The 17,838-nt window shown below is 63.9% G+C and carries 11 protein-coding genes and 1 tRNA gene; 8 read left to right on the top strand and 4 right to left on the bottom strand.

The window, feature by feature from the left end:
- Window position 1: 1 nt before the first annotated feature.
- The 3 genes from ABIB95_RS44610 to ABIB95_RS44600 form a co-directional block, all read right to left on the bottom strand.
- Entirely contained in the window at window positions 2-877 is an 876-nt protein-coding gene (locus ABIB95_RS44610; RefSeq protein WP_354248857.1) for a branched-chain amino acid ABC transporter permease, read from the bottom strand.
- Window positions 878-979: 102 nt separating this feature from the next.
- Window positions 980-2,194: an ABC transporter substrate-binding protein gene (locus ABIB95_RS44605; RefSeq protein WP_354248864.1), complete on the bottom strand. Its 1,215-nt coding sequence runs from the start codon at window positions 2,192-2,194 to the stop codon at window positions 980-982.
- Window positions 2,195-2,493: 299 nt separating this feature from the next.
- Window positions 2,494-3,594, bottom strand: coding sequence for an NAD(P)/FAD-dependent oxidoreductase (locus ABIB95_RS44600; protein WP_354248856.1), 1,101 nt, complete (start codon window positions 3,592-3,594; stop codon window positions 2,494-2,496).
- A gap of 225 nt (window positions 3,595-3,819) precedes the next feature.
- Between ABIB95_RS44600 and ABIB95_RS44595 the strand changes: the two genes are divergently transcribed.
- The gene (locus ABIB95_RS44595) at window positions 3,820-5,709 is read left to right on the top strand and encodes a peroxidase family protein (protein WP_354248855.1); all 1,890 of its coding nucleotides are present in this window, start codon (window positions 3,820-3,822) and stop codon (window positions 5,707-5,709) included.
- 87 nt (window positions 5,710-5,796) lie between these two features.
- Here the strand turns inward: ABIB95_RS44595 and ABIB95_RS44590 are convergent, their stop codons facing one another.
- Window positions 5,797-7,014, bottom strand: coding sequence for an SMP-30/gluconolactonase/LRE family protein (locus ABIB95_RS44590; RefSeq protein WP_354248854.1), 1,218 nt, complete (start codon window positions 7,012-7,014; stop codon window positions 5,797-5,799).
- A 305-nt stretch (window positions 7,015-7,319) separates the two neighbouring features.
- On the opposite strand from ABIB95_RS44590, the gene ABIB95_RS44585 reads away from it, so the two are divergent.
- The 7 genes from ABIB95_RS44585 to ABIB95_RS44555 all read left to right on the top strand — a co-directional run bounded on the left by ABIB95_RS44585 (window position 7,320) and on the right by ABIB95_RS44555 (window position 17,400).
- A complete protein-coding gene (locus ABIB95_RS44585) occupies window positions 7,320-7,565 on the top strand; it encodes a hypothetical protein (protein WP_354248863.1) in 246 nt (81 codons plus the stop codon).
- A 491-nt stretch (window positions 7,566-8,056) separates the two neighbouring features.
- The gene (locus ABIB95_RS44580; RefSeq protein ID WP_354248853.1) at window positions 8,057-9,388 is read left to right on the top strand and encodes a hypothetical protein; all 1,332 of its coding nucleotides are present in this window, start codon (window positions 8,057-8,059) and stop codon (window positions 9,386-9,388) included.
- Between the two features lie 373 nt (window positions 9,389-9,761).
- Window positions 9,762-11,324 carry a 2-isopropylmalate synthase gene (locus ABIB95_RS44575; protein WP_166343489.1) on the top strand — a complete coding sequence of 521 codons (1,563 nt, stop codon included), beginning with the start codon at window positions 9,762-9,764 and terminating at the stop codon, window positions 11,322-11,324.
- 173 nt (window positions 11,325-11,497) lie between these two features.
- The gene (locus ABIB95_RS44570; RefSeq protein WP_354248852.1) at window positions 11,498-15,100 is read left to right on the top strand and encodes a beta strand repeat-containing protein; all 3,603 of its coding nucleotides are present in this window, start codon (window positions 11,498-11,500) and stop codon (window positions 15,098-15,100) included.
- Window positions 15,101-15,322: 222 nt separating this feature from the next.
- The gene (locus tag ABIB95_RS44565; RefSeq protein WP_208088070.1) at window positions 15,323-16,336 is read left to right on the top strand and encodes a TRAP transporter substrate-binding protein; all 1,014 of its coding nucleotides are present in this window, start codon (window positions 15,323-15,325) and stop codon (window positions 16,334-16,336) included.
- Window positions 16,337-16,535: 199 nt separating this feature from the next.
- The gene (locus tag ABIB95_RS44560; RefSeq protein ID WP_187387955.1) at window positions 16,536-17,144 is read left to right on the top strand and encodes a Spy/CpxP family protein refolding chaperone; all 609 of its coding nucleotides are present in this window, start codon (window positions 16,536-16,538) and stop codon (window positions 17,142-17,144) included.
- 180 nt (window positions 17,145-17,324) lie between these two features.
- Window positions 17,325-17,400 (top strand) — tRNA-Lys (locus ABIB95_RS44555).
- Window positions 17,401-17,838 lie beyond the last annotated feature (438 nt).

Below are 17,838 nucleotides of genomic sequence, written 5' to 3'. Positions count from 1 at the left end.
CTCAGCGCCTCCCCAGAAGGCCCTGGGGCCGGATATACATCACGAACACGAGCAGCAGCAGCGCCGGAATGGTGCGGTAGGCCGGCGAGACCAGGTAGGCCGTCAGCGTCTCGAGATAGCCGACCACGAAGGCCGCGATCAGCGAGCCGGAGACGCTGCCGAGACCGCCGAGCACCACGATCGAGAACGCACTCGCCGTCAGCGGTCCGACGCTGTAGGAGCTGACCCCCAGGAACATGCCGAGCAGCACGCCGGCGATGCCAGCGAGGATCCCGTAGATCCCCCACACCACGATGTAGATGTTGGTGAGCTCGAGGCCGAGTAGCGTCACGCCGCGCGGGTTCATCGACGCCGCCAGCACCGCCTTGCCGGTGCGGGTGCGATTCACGAGCAGCCACAGCAGTGCGATCACGAGGCAGCACACGATGGCTGTGAAGATCTCGTTCTTCGGCGTGCGGACGCCGAGGATCTCGACGATGCCTTCGACGATCGGCAGCACGGTCTTGGCGTTGTTGGTGAAGAAATAGGCGATCAGCTCCTGGATCATGATGCCCCAGAGCAGCGTTCCCGTGAGGACGAAGATCTCCTTCTCCTCATTGGGGATGCGCCGGGAGTCCTGAATGGGCTTCACCACCGCGAAATAGGTCGCAAAGGCGGTGAGGAGGGCGACGGCGACCCCGATCAGCGCACCGGCATAAGTGCCGACGTTGAGGATGCTGGCAGCGGCCCAGGCCGCCACCGCTGCGGCCACCATGATGGCACCGTGGGAGAGGTTGAGCACGCCGGAGACGCCGAAGATCAGGGTGAAGCCGGTGGCACCGAGAGCGTAGAGAGCGCTGATGGCAAAGCCATCGATCAATATCTGGAAAGCTCGCATCTATGATTGGCCGGGTGGCAGCCGAGCTGCCGCTTTGAGGAAAGGTGCTGCGGAGAGCCGCATGTGGAAGCTCCCGGGAGGTGGTCCCGGGAGCATGTCCTGCTAGTTGCTGAGCTTGATGAAGCTCGGGAACTTGACGTCGACCTTGGCGACGTCCTTGGGCCAGACCGCGCTCTGCTTGCCGTCCTGCCATTGCAGCATCAGCCCGGTGATCAGGCCCTTGCCATATTTGATCGAGTGGGTGAACGGATCGTCCTTGCCGTAGAACTGGACGCGGCCGATCGTGCCTTCCCAGTCGGTCTTCTCGAGCGCGGCGACGAGCTTGTCGGCGTCGGTCGAGCCGGCGCGCTTCACCGCGTCGGCGATGTAGTAGACCTCGTCATAGGCGGTGTAGCCGGCATAGGAGGGATAATTGCCGAACTTCTTCTTGAAGTTCTCCGCGAACGGCACCGATTTCGGCGTCACCGCGACGCCGGGCCCGGAGACGCCCTGATAGAGCACGCCTTCGGCCGCCTGATTGGTGTCCTTGCCGAAGGTCTCGTTGGTTGCCTGCGAGGAGATGCCGAACATCGGGATCGGCACCTGCTGGTTCTTCCACTGAACCGTCGGTTGCACGCCCACGTGGGAGATGCCGGTGATGATCACATCGGGCTTGGAGCCCTCGATCTTGTTGAAGATCGGCGTGAAGTCGGTCGTATCGGGCGAGAAGCGGATGTGGTCGAGCACCTTCAGCCCGATCTTGGGCAGGCATTCCTCGTAGCCGACGTCGAGCGGCTTGGTCCAGGCGGCGTCCTCGCTCATGATGACCGCGGTCTTCATGTGCATCCTGTCGACAAGCAGGTCCTTGGCGCCGTCGCAGACCGAGAGTGCGAGCGCGGCCGAGGTCAGATAGCCGTGGAAGGTGTACTTGTTCTTCTCGTAATCGGCGTGGACGCTCTTGCTGATCTCGTTGGAGGCGGCACCCGGCGTGACGAACGGCGTCTTCAGCCGCGAAGCCCAGGGCTCCAGCGCCAGCACCACCTCGCTGATATAGCTGGCGATGACCGCGTTGACCTTGTCCTCGTTCACCGCGCGCTGGAACGCACGTACTGAATCCGCCGACGAGGAGTGATTGTCGTAAGAGATGATCTCGATCTTGCGGCCGTCGACGCCGCCATTGGCGTTGATCTCGTCGGCGGCAAGCTGCGCTGCCTGTGGAATGGAGGCGCCGGCAATCGCCTGCGCTTCCGCGATCACGCCGATCTTGAGGGGATCGGCTGCAAGTGCCGCGCCTGACGCTGCCATCATCGCGCCTGTCGTGGCCGCACCGAGCGCCATTCGCAATGCAACAGAGAGTCGTTTTTTCATGTTGTTCTCTCCCTTTGAACAGGCCTCTTGTGAGCCATTATGTCGCAACTATAACGGCGAGGGAGGTCTCGGCAAGTGAAACCGCGTTCAGGATTGTGAGAAGGGGACTAAAGTCTAGCGCGGCGCAAATTGCGGGCAGGATAGCTGCGAGACACCCATGACGCACGCAGGCATGCAGATTCTGTCGGCGGGCATGCGTGAGCGTCGAAGCCTTGGAGCGGGCGGTCGCCTGGCTCCATCCGGTCTACAAGACGCGCAGCGATGCCGGTTCAGCGCGCTTGCAGCAGTGATGGATCGAGCGGCCTCAATCGGGCCGGATCGAATGGCGACAAGTCTACACGCGTCGCATCCTTGGTGATCAGCTGCGCCAGCGCTTCGCCGGTGGCGGGCGCATTGAGGATGCCCCAGACATTGTGCCCGGTCGCAACATAGAGGCCTTCGCTCTGCGGCACCTTGCCGATCAACGGCAGGCCATCCTCAGTCACCGGTCGGAAGCAGGCCTGCTGCGCGATGATTTTTTCGGGACGAAACAGTGGCGACAGCCGTTCGCACATGATTTGCAGGCGCGCGATCGCATCGACGTCCGGCGTCACGGCCGCCGGATCGAGCGGCAGCGGCGCGATGTCCGAGAGTGCGGTGATATGCGTGCTGCCGTCGGCGCGCGGAAACACCTCGATCGACACGGCGCTTCCGTCCTCGTCATACTCCAGGAACAACGCATCGGCCGGAACGTCGGGGCCGATGTCGTACACGATGCTCGGGCTGCGCTGGCCATAAACGGCGGGCAGGCGCATCCATTGCGCGGCGAGCAGCGACCATGGTCCCATCGCGATCACGACGGCGTCCGCCTCAACGAGGCTGCCTTCGACCTCGACACCCTTCGCGGTCGTGCCATTCGCGTCGCGCACGATGCCCGTGATGCGGCCGATGCGAAGCTCGGCGCCTTGCGCGATTGCGGCGTTCATCACGGCCGACGTAAATTTGCGGGGATGAACGATCGCAGTCGTCTGCGTCGTACCGATGCGCTGCGCGATGGCGACGCCGTCGGCGAGCCAGCCGAGCGCGGATGGTGCATTCCGGCGCGGATCGCCGTCGGACGCAACAAAGCCGCTATACGCGGTCATCGGGCGATAGCCCCAATCGCCCGCGATCTCCTGCGCCAGCTGCGCGTGAAGCGCAAAGCTTCGCCGCGCGAGTGCGTCGAGCGGCGAGCCGGCGCACCAGTCACGCGCCAGAAAGCCGCCGGCCTTGCCGGAGGCGGCGGCCGCGACCTCGGTCCGTTCGACCACGATGACCTCGATGCCGTGGCGCCGGAGAAACCAGGCGGTGCAGGCCCCGATCACGCCGCCGCCGCAGATGATGACGCGCATGGCTTGTTCCTTGGATAGTGCTGCGCTGATGTGCGCAACATCGCCTGTTCGGCACGATCGTTCAGGCGAAGATTGCCGCTTCGCCGCTAGAGGTGCAATTCTGTCGTATATCGAATGTCGTCACTCAACGATCATGCGAGCGTCATAAAGAATCACAAAAGCGTCATGCCGCAAGCCGCCAATGGAGCAGGCGCTGGGGCGAACACTCTACGGGGAGGGTAAACCATGGCGCTCAGATTCCGCAGCATCGACGGCTCCAACAACAATCGTGCGGATCCCACCTTGAACCAGGCCGACACCGACTTTGCTCGGCTGGGGCCGGCAAATTTCGTCGATGGGGTCAATGAAATGACGCCAGGTCCGAATCCGCGCGAGATCAGCAACATTGTCGTGGCGCAGACGGATATTGGCGATGACGCGGAAGGCCCGCATCTGGTGGATGACGCCGGCGTCGCGCTGTCAGGCATGATGTATGCGTGGGGCCAGTTCATCGATCACGATCTGGATCTGCAGAAGGAGGGCACAGGCACGGATGATATCTCGATCAAGGTCCCGGCTGATGATGAGTTTCTGCCGCCCGGCAGCATGATCGCGTTGACGCGGGTGGCGATCGATCCTGCGACGGGGGTCACCGGGCATCCGGCAGCCGCGATCAATACGGTGACGGGTTGGCTGGACGGCTCGCAGATCTACGGTTCCGACGCGGCCACCGCAGCGAGCCTGCGAACGGCCGACGGCCATATGAAGGTGTCGGCGGGAGACAATCTCCCGATCGTCGAGACCGAGCACGGCAACGTCTTTGCGGCCGGTGACGTACGGGCGCAGGAGAATCCCGACCTGACCGCCTTGCAAGTCTTGTTTGTGCGCGAGCACAATTACCAGGTCGATCGACTGCACGAGGACCATCCGAACTGGAGCGGCGACAAGCTATACCAGACGGCCAAGGCCATCACCACGGCCGAGATGGTCAACATTACCTACAACGAGTTCCTGCCGCATCTGTTGGGCGAGGACGCCATCAAGCCGTACCAAGGCTATGACCGCACGGCGGACGCGCGGATCACCGAAGAGTTTGCCGGTGCGGCCTTTCGCTTCGGTCACTCCATCGTCTCCGACGAGATCAGTGCGACCAGCAATCTGGGCGCCTTTACGTCGGAGCAGACGCTGGCGCAATCGTTCTTCGAAGACACGGCGACTTTCAAGGCGACTGGTGCGGATGGCCTGCTGCGGCATCTGGCGGGGGACCTGGCCAACCCGCTGGACGCTCACATTGTCGATGGCTTGCGAAACCTCCTGTTCGATCCTCCGGACGGCATGGATCTGGCAGCGATCAATATCCAACGCGGCCATGATCTTGGGCTGGGTACACTGAACCAAACCCGGGAGGCGCTGGGGCTTGCGCCTTACACCAGCTTCGATCAGTTCAGCTCTGATCCGGCGACGGCAGCAGCGTTCGAGAAAGCCTATGGTTCGATCGATGCCGTCGATTTGTGGGCCGGTGGATTGGCTGAGGATCATGCGCCAGGAGCCGTCATCGGGCCCACCTTCGGCATAATCATCGCCGACCAGTTCAGCGCTTTGCGCGACGGCGATCGCTACTACTTCGAGAACCAGGGTTTCGATAAGCAGACCCTGAATGAGATAAAGAACACCACGCTGTCGGACCTGATTCTGCGCGACACCGATACCACTGCGATGCAGAGCGATGCCTTCGTCGCCACCGAGCGGCACAGCGGCACGCTGGGCGGCGTAGACCCGACCGGAGAAAAGGCTGCAGCAGGCATGGCGCAGCTTGTGGTCGGATCTCCCGGCAGGGATACCCTGACCGGCGGAGATCTGGATGACACGCTGGTCGCCGCGGCCGGCCGCATGACCATGACCGGAGGTGCCGGCGCCGACACATTCGAATTCGACCTTGGTGTTCTCGCAGGTAAGCACAACACCGCGGTCATCACCGACTTCGATCCCAAACAGGACAAACTGCAATTTTCGAACGACGTTCACGTCACGAAATCATCTGACCATCATGGCGGAACCCTGTTGCAGGTCGGCTCCGAGACCATCGACCTGCTGGGCGTAAAGCCGTATGAGATGCATCATCACGAATGGGGATAATGCTGGGTCGCTTCAAACGAGCGATACAGCATCATTCGGCGCCGGCGAGGTACGCCGGCGCCGTGTCGTGATCCGCTCCGTGCCGCCTCAGCCCGGACCGGCGCCCTGCGTCGCCGTATACACCGCGTAGAGCGACTGGCTCGCGGCCATGAACAGGCGGTTGCGCTTGGGGCCGCCGAAGCAGACGTTGCCGCACACTTCCGGCAGGCGGATGCGGCCGAGCAGCTTGCCCGCCGGCGACCACACCGTCACACCGCTATAGCCGACGGCGCGCCCGGCGTTGCTGGAGGACCAGACATTGCCGTTGACGTCGCAGCGCAGGCCGTCGGGCCCGCACTTCACCCCGTCGATCACGCAGTCGCTGAACTTCTTCACGTTGGAGAGCTTGTTGTCGGCGCCGACGTCGAACACGAAGATCTCGCCCTTGCCGCCGGGCCCGGTGTCGCCCGGTCCCTTGCCGGTCGAGGCGACGTAGAGCTTCTTGTAGTCCGGTGAGAAGCACAGGCCGTTGGGATCGGGCACCTGGTCCTCGGTGACGACGAGGTCGATGCGGCCACTTGGATCGATGCGATAGCAGTTGGTCGGCAGCTCGCGCTTGCCCGGCACGAAGCCGGCCGGCTGTCCGATCCGCGGATTGAGCTTGCCGCCTGCATTGCTTGGGCCGCCCGCCACGTCGGGCTCGCCCTCATAGAGCTGGCCGCCATAGGGCGGGTCGGTGAACCAGTAGCTGCCGTCGGGATGCGCGGCGACGTCGTTCGGCGAGTTCAGGCGTTTGCCCTGATAGGAGTCCGCGAACACCGTGGCTGTGCCATCGTGCTCGTAGCGCGTCACCCGCCGGGTCAGGTGTTCGCAGGAGAGCTGGCGGCCCTGGAAGTCGAACGAGTTGCCGTTGGAATTGTTGGAGGGCGTGCGGAACACGCTGACGCGGCCGTCGTCCTCGGTCCAGCGCATCTGCCGGTTGTTGGGGATGTCGCTCCAGAGGAGATAACGGCCCTGCGCACTCCAGGCCGGGCCCTCGGCCCACAGCAGGCCGGTGTAGAGGCGCTTGATCGCGGTGTTGGGCTGCGCCAGATCGTCGAAGGACGGATCGACGGTGATGATGTCGGGGTCCGAGAAATAAGTCGTAGGCGCGCCGTTGGGACCGAAATCGCGCGGCGGGGTGGTGATCGTCGTTGGCGGTGCGGCAGGTCCGGTCTGGGCCAGCGCGGGGCCGGCTACGGTCGCCGCAGCGCCGAGCGCAAGTCCCCGCACGAGTGTTCGTCGTGAAAGCGCAGCATCCTGGTCACGCTGCTCTGGGCGTTTCATCGCGTCCTCCCGGTTATGTTCGGCTGGCCGGTTGATCCGGCCGAGCGGGCGAAGGTTAGTCCGGTCCGCGGCCGGTTGCGAGGGGCAGGTACGCATCCTCGGCGCGATAGCAGGCTTGCGAAGGCTGGAACGCGGCGGCATTGCGGCGAGGCGAGGGCAGGAGCGGCAATTCGTCCCGGTCTCGTCGTTCGGGGCCTGTCGTGGGCTTCGCGCGGTTAGCCGGTGCGGTTTTTAGGACGTGTCAAGCCTTGACCTCACGCGCGATGATGGCAGAACGTTTCCGGGGGTATCAGCCGGAGTTCATTGTGTTAGCCGTTGTTGCACTGGTCATAGCGCTCGCGATCGCGTTCGCCGCCGGCTATTTCACCCGCGATCTCGCCTCCCGCAAACGACGCGCGGAGGCGCGCCGCTGGCGCGAATATACCGAGCCAGGCTGGCTCCGCGCCGCTGCACCTGCCAACACCAACGAGGCCGCCCCCATCGCCACCGGCGAGCTCGGCCAGATGCTGGACCGTTGGGAAAGCCGGGCGCGCGCCCGCCGCGTGGGATAGAGGCCAGATTGCCTGACGGCCGATCAGTCTGTCCCGAGTGGCTCGGAGCGCAGAGGCGTGTCTGCGCATCGAGTCCACCTCCCAGACGTCCTTGAACGCCACGACGCCGGCTTGCCGATATTCCGTCACCAGGCGGTTGCACGTGTTGTTGACGACCGGAGCGGGCGCCACGACCGGCGCCGGGGCGGCCGCAACGACGGTCGTCGTTGCCGGACGCTGAAGCAGATCGTCCCCCTCACGACCGGTGCCGGCACAAAAACCGGCTGCCTCACGACGACCGGCGTCGGGATATAGACCGGGGGCGACGCGGGCCATCATGTTGCCAAAGCGGGCAGCCGGCGAAAGCGCGCGTGCAGTGCCACCTCGCGCGACATGCGGCGATTTGCTCGTGCAATTCGCCCAGGTTGTGTGAACCAGTTAACACACCTGATGCCGCATTGCGCCTAGTTCTGGTTCGACTGGATTCACCGGCAGGCGCAAAGGAGGCCGTCATGAGAGCGGCAGGGGTTGTCGTCGTTCTGGCCATGATCGCGGGCTCGTCGTGCCAGGCCGATGAGTGTCAGAGCTTTTCGGCGAGTACAATGAAGGCGAATGGCACGGTTGCCGCGGCCAAGTGGCGAGTCGACTATCCGCCGGTGCGCCCCAATCCCAACGATCCGCAGCCTTGGGAATCGGTCGATTTTCGCACCAAGCCGGCTGACTACATGAATGCCGTGCTCAACACCGCGAAGACGTCCTTCAAGATCGCGGATCGCAGGCTCGTCGGCACCGGTCAGGAGGAGTGGTGGATCTCGCAATGGCTCGACTACGGAAACTCCGGGCGCGAGCCGTTGATGGGGCTGACCAAGGAACGTGGCCCCGATCCCGGCGATCTGTCCAAGACCAACACACGAGGTTCCCAGGTCTGGGCGGTCGGCTTCTACAACAAGCCGGGAGCAGCAGTGTTCGGGGAGGTCTTCGCCGAGCCCTGCAATCCGTCCTTCCCGGTCGCGATGAAATTTCCGAATGACACCGTCTCCGTCAAATTTCTGTTCACCGATGCCTCACCCGACGAAGTCGCCTACCTCCAGGGCGCACCGGAATACGACGCCTTTATCGACAATTTGGGCGCTGGCTCCGGCGGTCAGGATCCCAGCACCCGCACGATCCGGTCGGTGCGCCTGCTTCAGGTCGATATTTCAGTGAAGGATTCAGCGAAGACTGGCCGGTCGCTGGACACCGGATGGGTGTTCGGGACGTTTGTCTGGCGCGGCCCGGCGAAGGGCGACGCGCTGTTCGACAATCTCGTGCCGGTATCGCTGCAATGGGGCAACGACCCCGGTGTCTACGACGGCGCGATCCGTGAGAGCTGGATCAATCCCGATTTGCGGAACGTGACCTATGGCTGGGACCAGCGTCTCACCATGGGCTTCATGGGGCGAGCCAACGGACCTGCCGACAATATCCGCTCATCCTGCCTGTCGTGCCACTCAGCGGCGCGCACGCCGCGCGCCTCGATCGGGCTGCTCGACAATCGCTTCAACATGGACGACGTCGCCAATCCTGCGAAGGTAAAGGCCCACATCGACACCTGGTTCCAGAACATCAAGGGCAGCCAGCTCTTCCAGCCGTCCGAGCCGGCTGCATCGACGCTCGACTATTCGCTCCAGCTCGAGGCGGCGGCGTTCCGAATTTGCCTCGCCTGCCAGGCCGGCGATCTTCGCGGTCCGACGCCCGCCTTGTGTCGCAGCAGCGGCTTCTACAATCGGCCGGTCTGCAACGCGCCTCTGGAAGTGGCCGTCCGCAAGCGGTTGCTCGACCTCGTGCCGCCGCCCCGGCAATAGCCGGGAAACCAGGTCAATCGTTCTGACCATCTTTTGGCGTTGCGGTTGCTGCCATTTCTCGTCTAGAAACGGCGCATCGAGCCTCCCGGCAACCAACCGTCAACGGTTTTGACCGAGGATTTGAGGGCTCAAAAGGGTCTGGCAATGCTGATTCGCGGCCAAATCGATGGGATTTCGGGGGAGGTGGCTCTGGCCGCCGCCACGATCCCGGCCGCGCTGCTGCCCACCCTCCTGATTGGCGGCCTTCTTCTTACTTGCCCCTGAGGGCCGGCTGGGCGCCATGCGCCTGGGCGCTCAGGGGTTGGTCGAGATCACCGGACACCTCAAGCGCCCAGCAGACTGACGGCGCAAAAAGCTCAAAAGGAATTTTGCAATGGCCCCCGTGAACAAGTCCGATAAGGACCGCGTCATCATTTTCGACACTACGCTGCGCGACGGCGAGCAGTGCCCCGGCGCCACCATGACGTTCGAGGAGAAGATCGAGATCGCCGAGATGCTCGACGACATGGGCGTCGACGTCATCGAGGCCGGTTTCCCGATCACCTCCGAAGGCGACTTCCAGGCCGTCAGCGAGATCGCCCGCCGCTCCAAAAACTCGGTGATCGCCGGCCTGTCGCGTGCCAACCCGAAGGACATCGACCGCTGCGCCGAAGCGGTGAAATTCGCCAGGCGCGGCCGCGTCCACACCGTGATCGCGACCTCGCCGCTGCACATGCGCGTCAAGCTGAACATGACGCCGGAGCAGGTGATGGAGCTCTCGATCGCCAACGTGACCCGCGCCCGCAACCAGATCGACGACGTCGAATGGTCGGCCGAGGACGCCACCCGCAGCGAGATGGACTATCTCTGCCGCATCGTCGAGGCCGTGATCAAGGCCGGCGCGACCACCGTCAATATCCCCGATACCGTCGGCTACACCACGCCCGAAGAATATGCCCGTTTCATGCGCACGCTGATCGAGCGCGTGCCGAATTCCGACAAGGCGGTATTCTCGGTTCATTGCCATAACGACCTCGGGATGGCCGTGGCGAATTCGCTGGCCGGCATTGCCGGCGGCGCGCGGCAGATCGAGTGCACCGTCAACGGCATCGGCGAGCGGGCTGGCAACGCTTCCCTCGAGGAAGTCGTGATGGCCATCAACGTCCGCAACGACGTGTTTCCGTGGTGGAACAAGATCGACACCACGCAGCTGACGCGCGCCTCGAAGGTCGTGTCGGCCGCAACCTCGTTCCCGGTCCAGTACAACAAGGCGATCGTCGGCCGCAACGCCTTCGCCCATGAGAGCGGCATCCATCAGGATGGCGTGCTGAAGGACGCCTCGACCTACGAGATCATGCGGCCCGAGATGGTCGGGTTGAAGCAGTCGTCGCTGGTGCTCGGCAAGCATTCCGGCCGCCACGCCTTCGTGCACAAGCTGGAAGAGATGGGCTACAAGCTCGGCGCCAACCAGCTGGAGGATGCGTTCACGCGGATGAAGGCACTGGCCGACCGCAAGAAGGACATCTACGACGAGGACATCGAGGCGCTGGTCGACGAGGAGATGGCGGCCTCCCACGACCGCATCAAGCTGACCTCGCTGACCGTGATCGCCGGCACCCACGGCCCGCAGCGCGCGACCATGAAGCTCGACGTCGACGGGCAGATCAGGATCGAGGAAGCCGAAGGAAACGGGCCGGTCGACGCGGTGTTCAACTGCATCAAGGCGCTGGTGCCGCATGAGGCAAAGCTCGAGCTGTATCAGGTCCATGCGGTGACCGAAGGCACCGACGCGCAGGCCGAAGTCTCGGTGCGGCTGTCGCATGAGGGACGTGCGATGACCGCGCGCGCGGCGGATCCGGATACGCTGGTGGCCTCGGCAAAGGCCTATCTCGGCGCACTCAACAAGATCGTCATGAAGCGCCAGCGCGATACGGTGACGACGGCAGCGGCGAGCTGACGCTTCATCCTCTCCAGTTCATCGGCAAACGCGGCGCCCTCGGCGCCGCGTTTTTCGTTTGGCACACGATCACGTTATGCGGGGGTGTATCGCAACAAATATGTTATTAACATGTCATGTTAACATTCCATTAACCGGCAGCGTTGCGCGCCCTTGCTGCTGGAGAATTTGGAATGCCCCTTTCCGCTGGTTCGATCGCCTTCACCGGTTTCAACGGTGACGGCAACGATAATTTGTCCTTTGTCGCCCTGACCGACATCCCGCAGGGCACTGTCATCAATTTCACCGACAGCAACTGGAACGGCTCCGCCTTCGCCACCGGCAGCAACGCCGAAAGCACGATCGCCTGGACCGCGACCGACGCGATTCCCGCCGGCACCGTCATCGACATCAACAACATCGGCAAGGGCACGTTCGGCACCAGCGCCGGCTCGGCCACCTTCACCAACGCCAACAATACCGGCCTGTCCAACGACAGCGAGGTCGTCTACGCCTATGTCGGCACCTCGACCGCGCCGACCTTTCTCGCCGCGATCTCCAATGTCGGCTATGCGACCTCAGACGGCACGCTGACCGGCACCGGCCTCGTCGCCGGCCAGACCGCGGTCGGCTTCACCGGCGGCCTCGATATCGTCGGCTATAACGGTCCGCGCTCCGGCTTCGCCAGCTTCGCGGACTACCTCGCCGCGATCGGCAACATCGCCAATTGGGCCACCCAGAACGGCAGCGGTGACCAGAGCACGGACGGCACCACGCCCGACGCACCGTTCCCGATTACTGCCTTCACCGTTGCGGCGCCCGCCACGCAGACGATCTCGTTCTCGTCGCCGAGCGTGTCGGTTGCCGAGGGGCAGAGCGGCACCAAGACCATGACTTTCACCATTGCGCGCACCGGCGGCACCACCGGCGTACTCAGCTTCTCCGGCAGCTTCGCGGCCGGCACCACCGATGCGGCCGATTTCGGCGGCACGCTGCCGGCCTCGACCTTCAGCGGCAGCTTCGCCGACGGTGCGTCCTCGGCGACAATCACCATCACGATCTCCGGCGACACCACCGCAGAGCCCGACGAGAGTTTTGCGCTCACGCTCACCGGCGCCAGCAATCCGGGCGCGGCGGTTACGATCGGCACCGCGACGGCGACCGGCACCATCGCCAATGACGACGGCACCTTGGTCTCCGGCAACTCGTCGAACCCGATCACGCTGGCGAACAACGATCATCTGACCGTCCTCGCCGGTGCGACCCTGTCGGGCTCGACCCCGGTCACCTGGATCGGCGGCAGCACCTCGCCCGGCGCGCTGGTCGACAATTCCGGCACCATCACCGGCACCAGCCGCGCGATCGCCACCAGCGGCTCGGCGAGCGGCAGCCTCACCATCAACAACAAGGCCGGCGCCACCATCACCGCGACCAAGGATGCGGTGAAGATCTCGAACCTGGTCTCGGGCAAGAGCGGCACCTTCACCGTCAACAACGAAGGCACGATCTCGTCGACGGGTACCGGCGGCAATGCCGGTCAGGCGCTCGATCTCGACGACATCAATTCGAGCGGCGCCAATACCGTCATCAACAACGCGGCAACCGGCGTGATTTCGGCGGCCGATGCCGACGCGATCCGGCCCGGCGCCAACGCCACCATCAACAATTACGGCCAGATCGTCAGCCACAATGCCTCGGCGGCCTCGTCCGGCAACGACGCGATCGACTTCCAGTCGGTCAACGCCGGCGGCGTGGTCAACAACTACGCCGGCGGAATCATCGACGGCGCCCGCCACGGCATCACCGGCGACCAGCCGATCACCGTCAACAACGACGGCACGATCACCGGCCGCAGTGGCTCCGGCATCAACATGGACAGCGCGGCTAACACGACGACGGTCGTGACCAACCGCGGCACCATCACCGGCACGGCGGTGGGCGGTGCTGACGCCGACGGCGTCGATGTCGACGGTCTGGTCTCGATCGACAATTTCGGGACGATCGCAGCGGTCGGCCTGACCAGCGGCGCCAACGGCCTCAACGAGGCGCTCGCGATCGGCGGCGGCTTCGTCCACAACGAGGTGGGCGGCCTCATCATCAGCGATCAGCGCGCGATCACCGTGGACGACAGCAATGACGGTAGCGCCTTCGGCGTCATGACCATCATCAATGACGGCACGATCCGCGGCAACAACGGCGAGGCGATCTCGATCGTCGGCACCTTCGGCGACACCGTTACCAACACGGGCGGCATTTTCGGCAGCATCGCCACCGACGGTGGCAACGATACGCTCACCAACAGCGGCTCCATCATCGGCGACGTCTCGATGGGCGCAGGCGACGACGGCATCAATCTCGCCACTGCTTCGTTCGTCACCGGCACGATCGACGGCGGCGACGGCGTAGACACGCTGGTGCTGTCGGGAAGTGGCTCCGGTTCGCTCCTTGGCACCGTCGTCAATGTCGAGAAGCTCGACGTCCAGAGCGGCGTCTGGCGGATCAAGGATGCGTCCGGCTATTCCGACATCCAGGTCGAGAGCGGCGCGGCGGTCGTGCTGGAGGGCTCGGCCAATGGAATGGTGGTTGCCGCGGGCGCCGCGCAGCTGGTGTTCGGTCTGGCCTCGAACTCCGTGATCTCGGGCAATCAGTACATCCAGATCGGCGGCTCGGCCGACGGCACGACGATCGAGGCCGGCGGCGACCAGGATATCCTCGGCGGTGGTATCGCGACCAACACCACCGTGGACGGCGGCACCCAGAACGTCTTCGGCGTTGCGATCCAGACCACGGTCGCGAATGGCGGCTTCCAGCACGTTCACAACAATGCTTTCAACACCATCGTCAATGCCGGGGGTGAGCAGAACGTCTACATCGACGGCAGTGCGACCAGATCCACCATCAATGCCGGCGGCATCCAGATCGATTGGGGCTTCACGATCATCACGACGATCAGCGGCGGCGGTCAGTACGTGTTCGGCTCGGCGAGCCTCACGACGATCAATTCGGGCCTGCAGGCCGTCGAGAGCGGCGGCACGGCCTCGGACACGACGATCCATGGCGGCGGGCAGGACGTCTATCTGGGTGGAACCGCGATCAACACCACCATGGATGGCGGCGTCCAGTCGGTCTATGGCGGCACGGTGGTCCAGACCACGATCAGCAATGGTGCCCTCCAGTATCTCCACGGCAACGCGTCGATCACGACGGTCAACGCCGGCAGCCAGCAGAGCGTCTACGCCGACGGCACGGCGACCGGTACCACGATCAATGCCGGCGGAGTCCAGGTCGATTGGGGCGCCGCCAACGCCACCATCGTCAACGGCGGCGTGCAATATGTGTATGGCAGTGCGACCGGCACGACGGTCCTGTCCGGCACGCAGTACGTGCAGGCCGGCGGCAGCGCTGATGACACCACGATCGGCTCGGGCGCGCTCGCCTTTGTCCACGCCGGCGGCACGATCGACGATGTGATCTTCGCCGGTCCCAATGCCTCGCTGGTGCTGGCCCAGGCGTCGGCCTTCACGGGAACGATCTCCGGCTGGCAGGACCATGACAGTCTCGATCTCGGCGACATCCTGTTCAGCGACGGTCTGACCTCGATGGCCTATGCGCAGAACAACGACAACACCGGCGGCACGCTGACAGTCTCCGACGGCACCCACGTCGCGACGCTGCACTTGCTCGGTCAGTACAGCGCGGCCGACTTCGCGCTGTCCTCGGACGGGCACGGCGGCACCCTGATCACCGATCCGGCGGTCGCGCAGCAGGCCCAGCTCGCGCCGGCGCTGCACGGCTGAGGTTGCGAGAGGCGGCAGCGGCGATGGCAGGGTTTCCCTGCCATCGCCCTGCGTGAGCCAGTCCGGCAGATTTCGCCTCCGGATACCGCATTTTTGCAAGCCGCCCCCTGCTAAGGGGCAATGGCGCCTGTGCCCGCTTCCCTATAATCCTGCCTTCAAGTCTTGAATCTAAGGCTTGGGGGCGACGGTTCGTGCCCCACCAAAAAACGTGCGGGAGGAAGCATGCGGAATTTCATTTGGGCTGCGGCATCGGTTGCGGTCTTGACCGGGGCGTTGGCCCTGACCGGGCCGGCATCGGCCCAATCGCCGATCATCATCAAGTTCAGTCACGTCGTCGCCACCGACACGCCGAAGGGCAAGGCGTCGGAGAAGTTCAAGGAGCTCGCCGAGAAGTACACCGGCGGCAAGGTCAAGATCGAAGTCTACCCGAACTCGACGCTCTACAAGGACAAGGAAGAGCTCGAGGCGCTCCAGCTCGGCAGCGTGCAGATGCTGGCGCCGTCCAACTCCAAGTTCGGCCCGCTCGGCATCCGCGAATTCGAGGTGTTCGATCTGCCTTACATCCTTCCGGACCTGAAGACGCTGCGGAAGGTGACGGAAGGCCCGCTCGGCCTCCGGCTGCTCAAGCTGCTGGACTCCAAGGGCATCACCGGCCTTGCCTATTGGGACAACGGCTTCAAGCAGATGAGCGCGAACAAGAAGCTGGTCACGCCCGCCGACTACCAGGGCGTCAAGTTCCGCATCCAGTCCTCGCGCGTGCTGCAGGCCCAGTTCAAGTCGCTCGGCTCGCTGCCGCAGGTGATGGCGTTCTCGGAAGTCTATCAGGCGCTGCAGACCGGCGTCGTCGACGGTCAGGAGAACACCTGGTCGAACATCTATACGCAGAAGATGCACGAGGTGCAGAAGTACATCACCGAGACCAATCACGGCTACATCGGCTACGTCGTGATCGTGAACAAGAAGTTCTGGGACGATCTGCCGGCCGACATCCGCGACCAGCTGTCGAAGGCGATGAAGGAGGCGACCGACTTCAACAACGCGCAGTCGCAGAAGGAGAATGACGACGCGCTGGCCGAGATCAAGAAGAGCGGCAAGAGCGAAATCATCAAGCTCACGCCGCAGCAGGACGAGGCGATGCGCAAGGCGATGGAGCCGGTCTACAAGGACGCCGCAGGCCGCGTCGGCCAGCCGCTGATCGACGAGTTCCTCAAGGAATCGAAGAGCACGACGAACTGATCAGGATCGACCATCAATGACGGGGCTTCCGTGCAGCCTGCGCGGAGGCCCTTTTTGTTGCAAAACATTTCAGTCTGCATCTGAATGGACATTCAGGGGAGTTACATCTTCGTAAGAACGCTCTCTCTGTCCAAGTTGTAAGTTGCGCGTCAGCCGTCCGGCGCTCATCCTCGCCGGCATCCTTCCAGAGGAGGTCCGTATGAGGAAGTTCACCATCGCCGCCATCGCCGTGCTCAGCATCGCCGGCTCGGGCGCGGTCTATGCCCAGTTTCATCGCCCGTGGATGGAGCACTTCCGCCACGTCCGCATGAACCCGGAGGACCGTGCCGCCTTCGTCGACGCGCGGATCGCCGCCGTCCATGCCGGGCTGAAGCTCAACGCCGACCAGGAGAAGCTGTGGCCGCCGGTCGAGGCTGCCGTGCGCGACTTCGCCAAGCTGCGCATCGACCGCGCCAACGCGCGGATGAATGCCGGCCCGGGTGACGCCGGCAAGAACGCCGACAAGCCCGAGGATCCGGTCGCCCGCCTGCGCCAGCGCGCCGAGGACATGGGCGCGACCTCCGCCGCCCTGAAGAAGATCGCCGATGCCGCCGATCCGCTCTACAAGACGCTCGACGAGGGCCAGAAGCGGCGCCTTGCCGTGCTGACCCGCCACCGTGGTCCGTTCGGCGGCGGTGGGGACGGCCCGTCCCGACACTTCATGGAACGGGGCATGGACCGCATGATGGAGCGCGGCATGGACCGCTTCCAAGGCGACCGTTTCGACCGTGACGGCGGCCCGGACCGGGATCGCGAGGGCCGGCTCTGAGCCACCCCGTATTTCCCGAGGAATTAACCCCGGGATTGGCCTTGGCGAAGCCGCTGGAATCCAGCGGCTTTTCGCATTTTCGGGCCTGTGGAAGAACCTTGGAAAACATGCGCCACATCGCTTGCCATACCCGGATCGCTTTGCTAAACGACCGGCCTCGCAAGGCATTGACCGCCTTTCGGGCGCATAGCTCAGTTGGTAGAGCAGCTGACTCTTAATCAGCGGGTCCCAGGTTCGAGCCCTGGTGCGCCCACCAATCATTTCAATAACTTAGCCAGCTTCACCGTTTGAGATGGGCCGACCAAAACGGTTTTTCAAACGGTGTTTTTGCGTGCAAGTCAAAGGGTTTGCTCTCCGCATTGTGATCGTCCTAGGAGCGCATGGTCGCCGCAACGCAAGGTCGATCCTTCCGACGTCTGACGACCAAGTGAAAGTGCCCTCCGTCGCCGAACTCCTTCACGATCATCATCGAGCGAATCGACCTGGCCCTCTCAAGGCTGAAACAGGGGTTCGATTCCCCTAGGGAGCGCCATAAAATCAAATAGTTAGTGGGCGGCCAAAACTAGGTGTCCAGTTTGTGTCTCGCCCAAAAGTTATACTCTCGCACGCGAGCACGTGCCTCCGGCAAATCCCGTTGGGTGATTTCGGGAGCGCCAGCCTAACGCAACGCCAACAACTTCGACACAAAAGCGCT

It is taken from the genome of Bradyrhizobium sp. LA2.1 (assembly GCF_040547725.1).
Lineage (GTDB): Bacteria > Pseudomonadota > Alphaproteobacteria > Rhizobiales > Xanthobacteraceae > Bradyrhizobium > Bradyrhizobium barranii.
The sequence above is the reverse complement of the archived record's forward strand: the minus strand, read 5'-3'. Positions and strand labels throughout refer to the sequence as shown.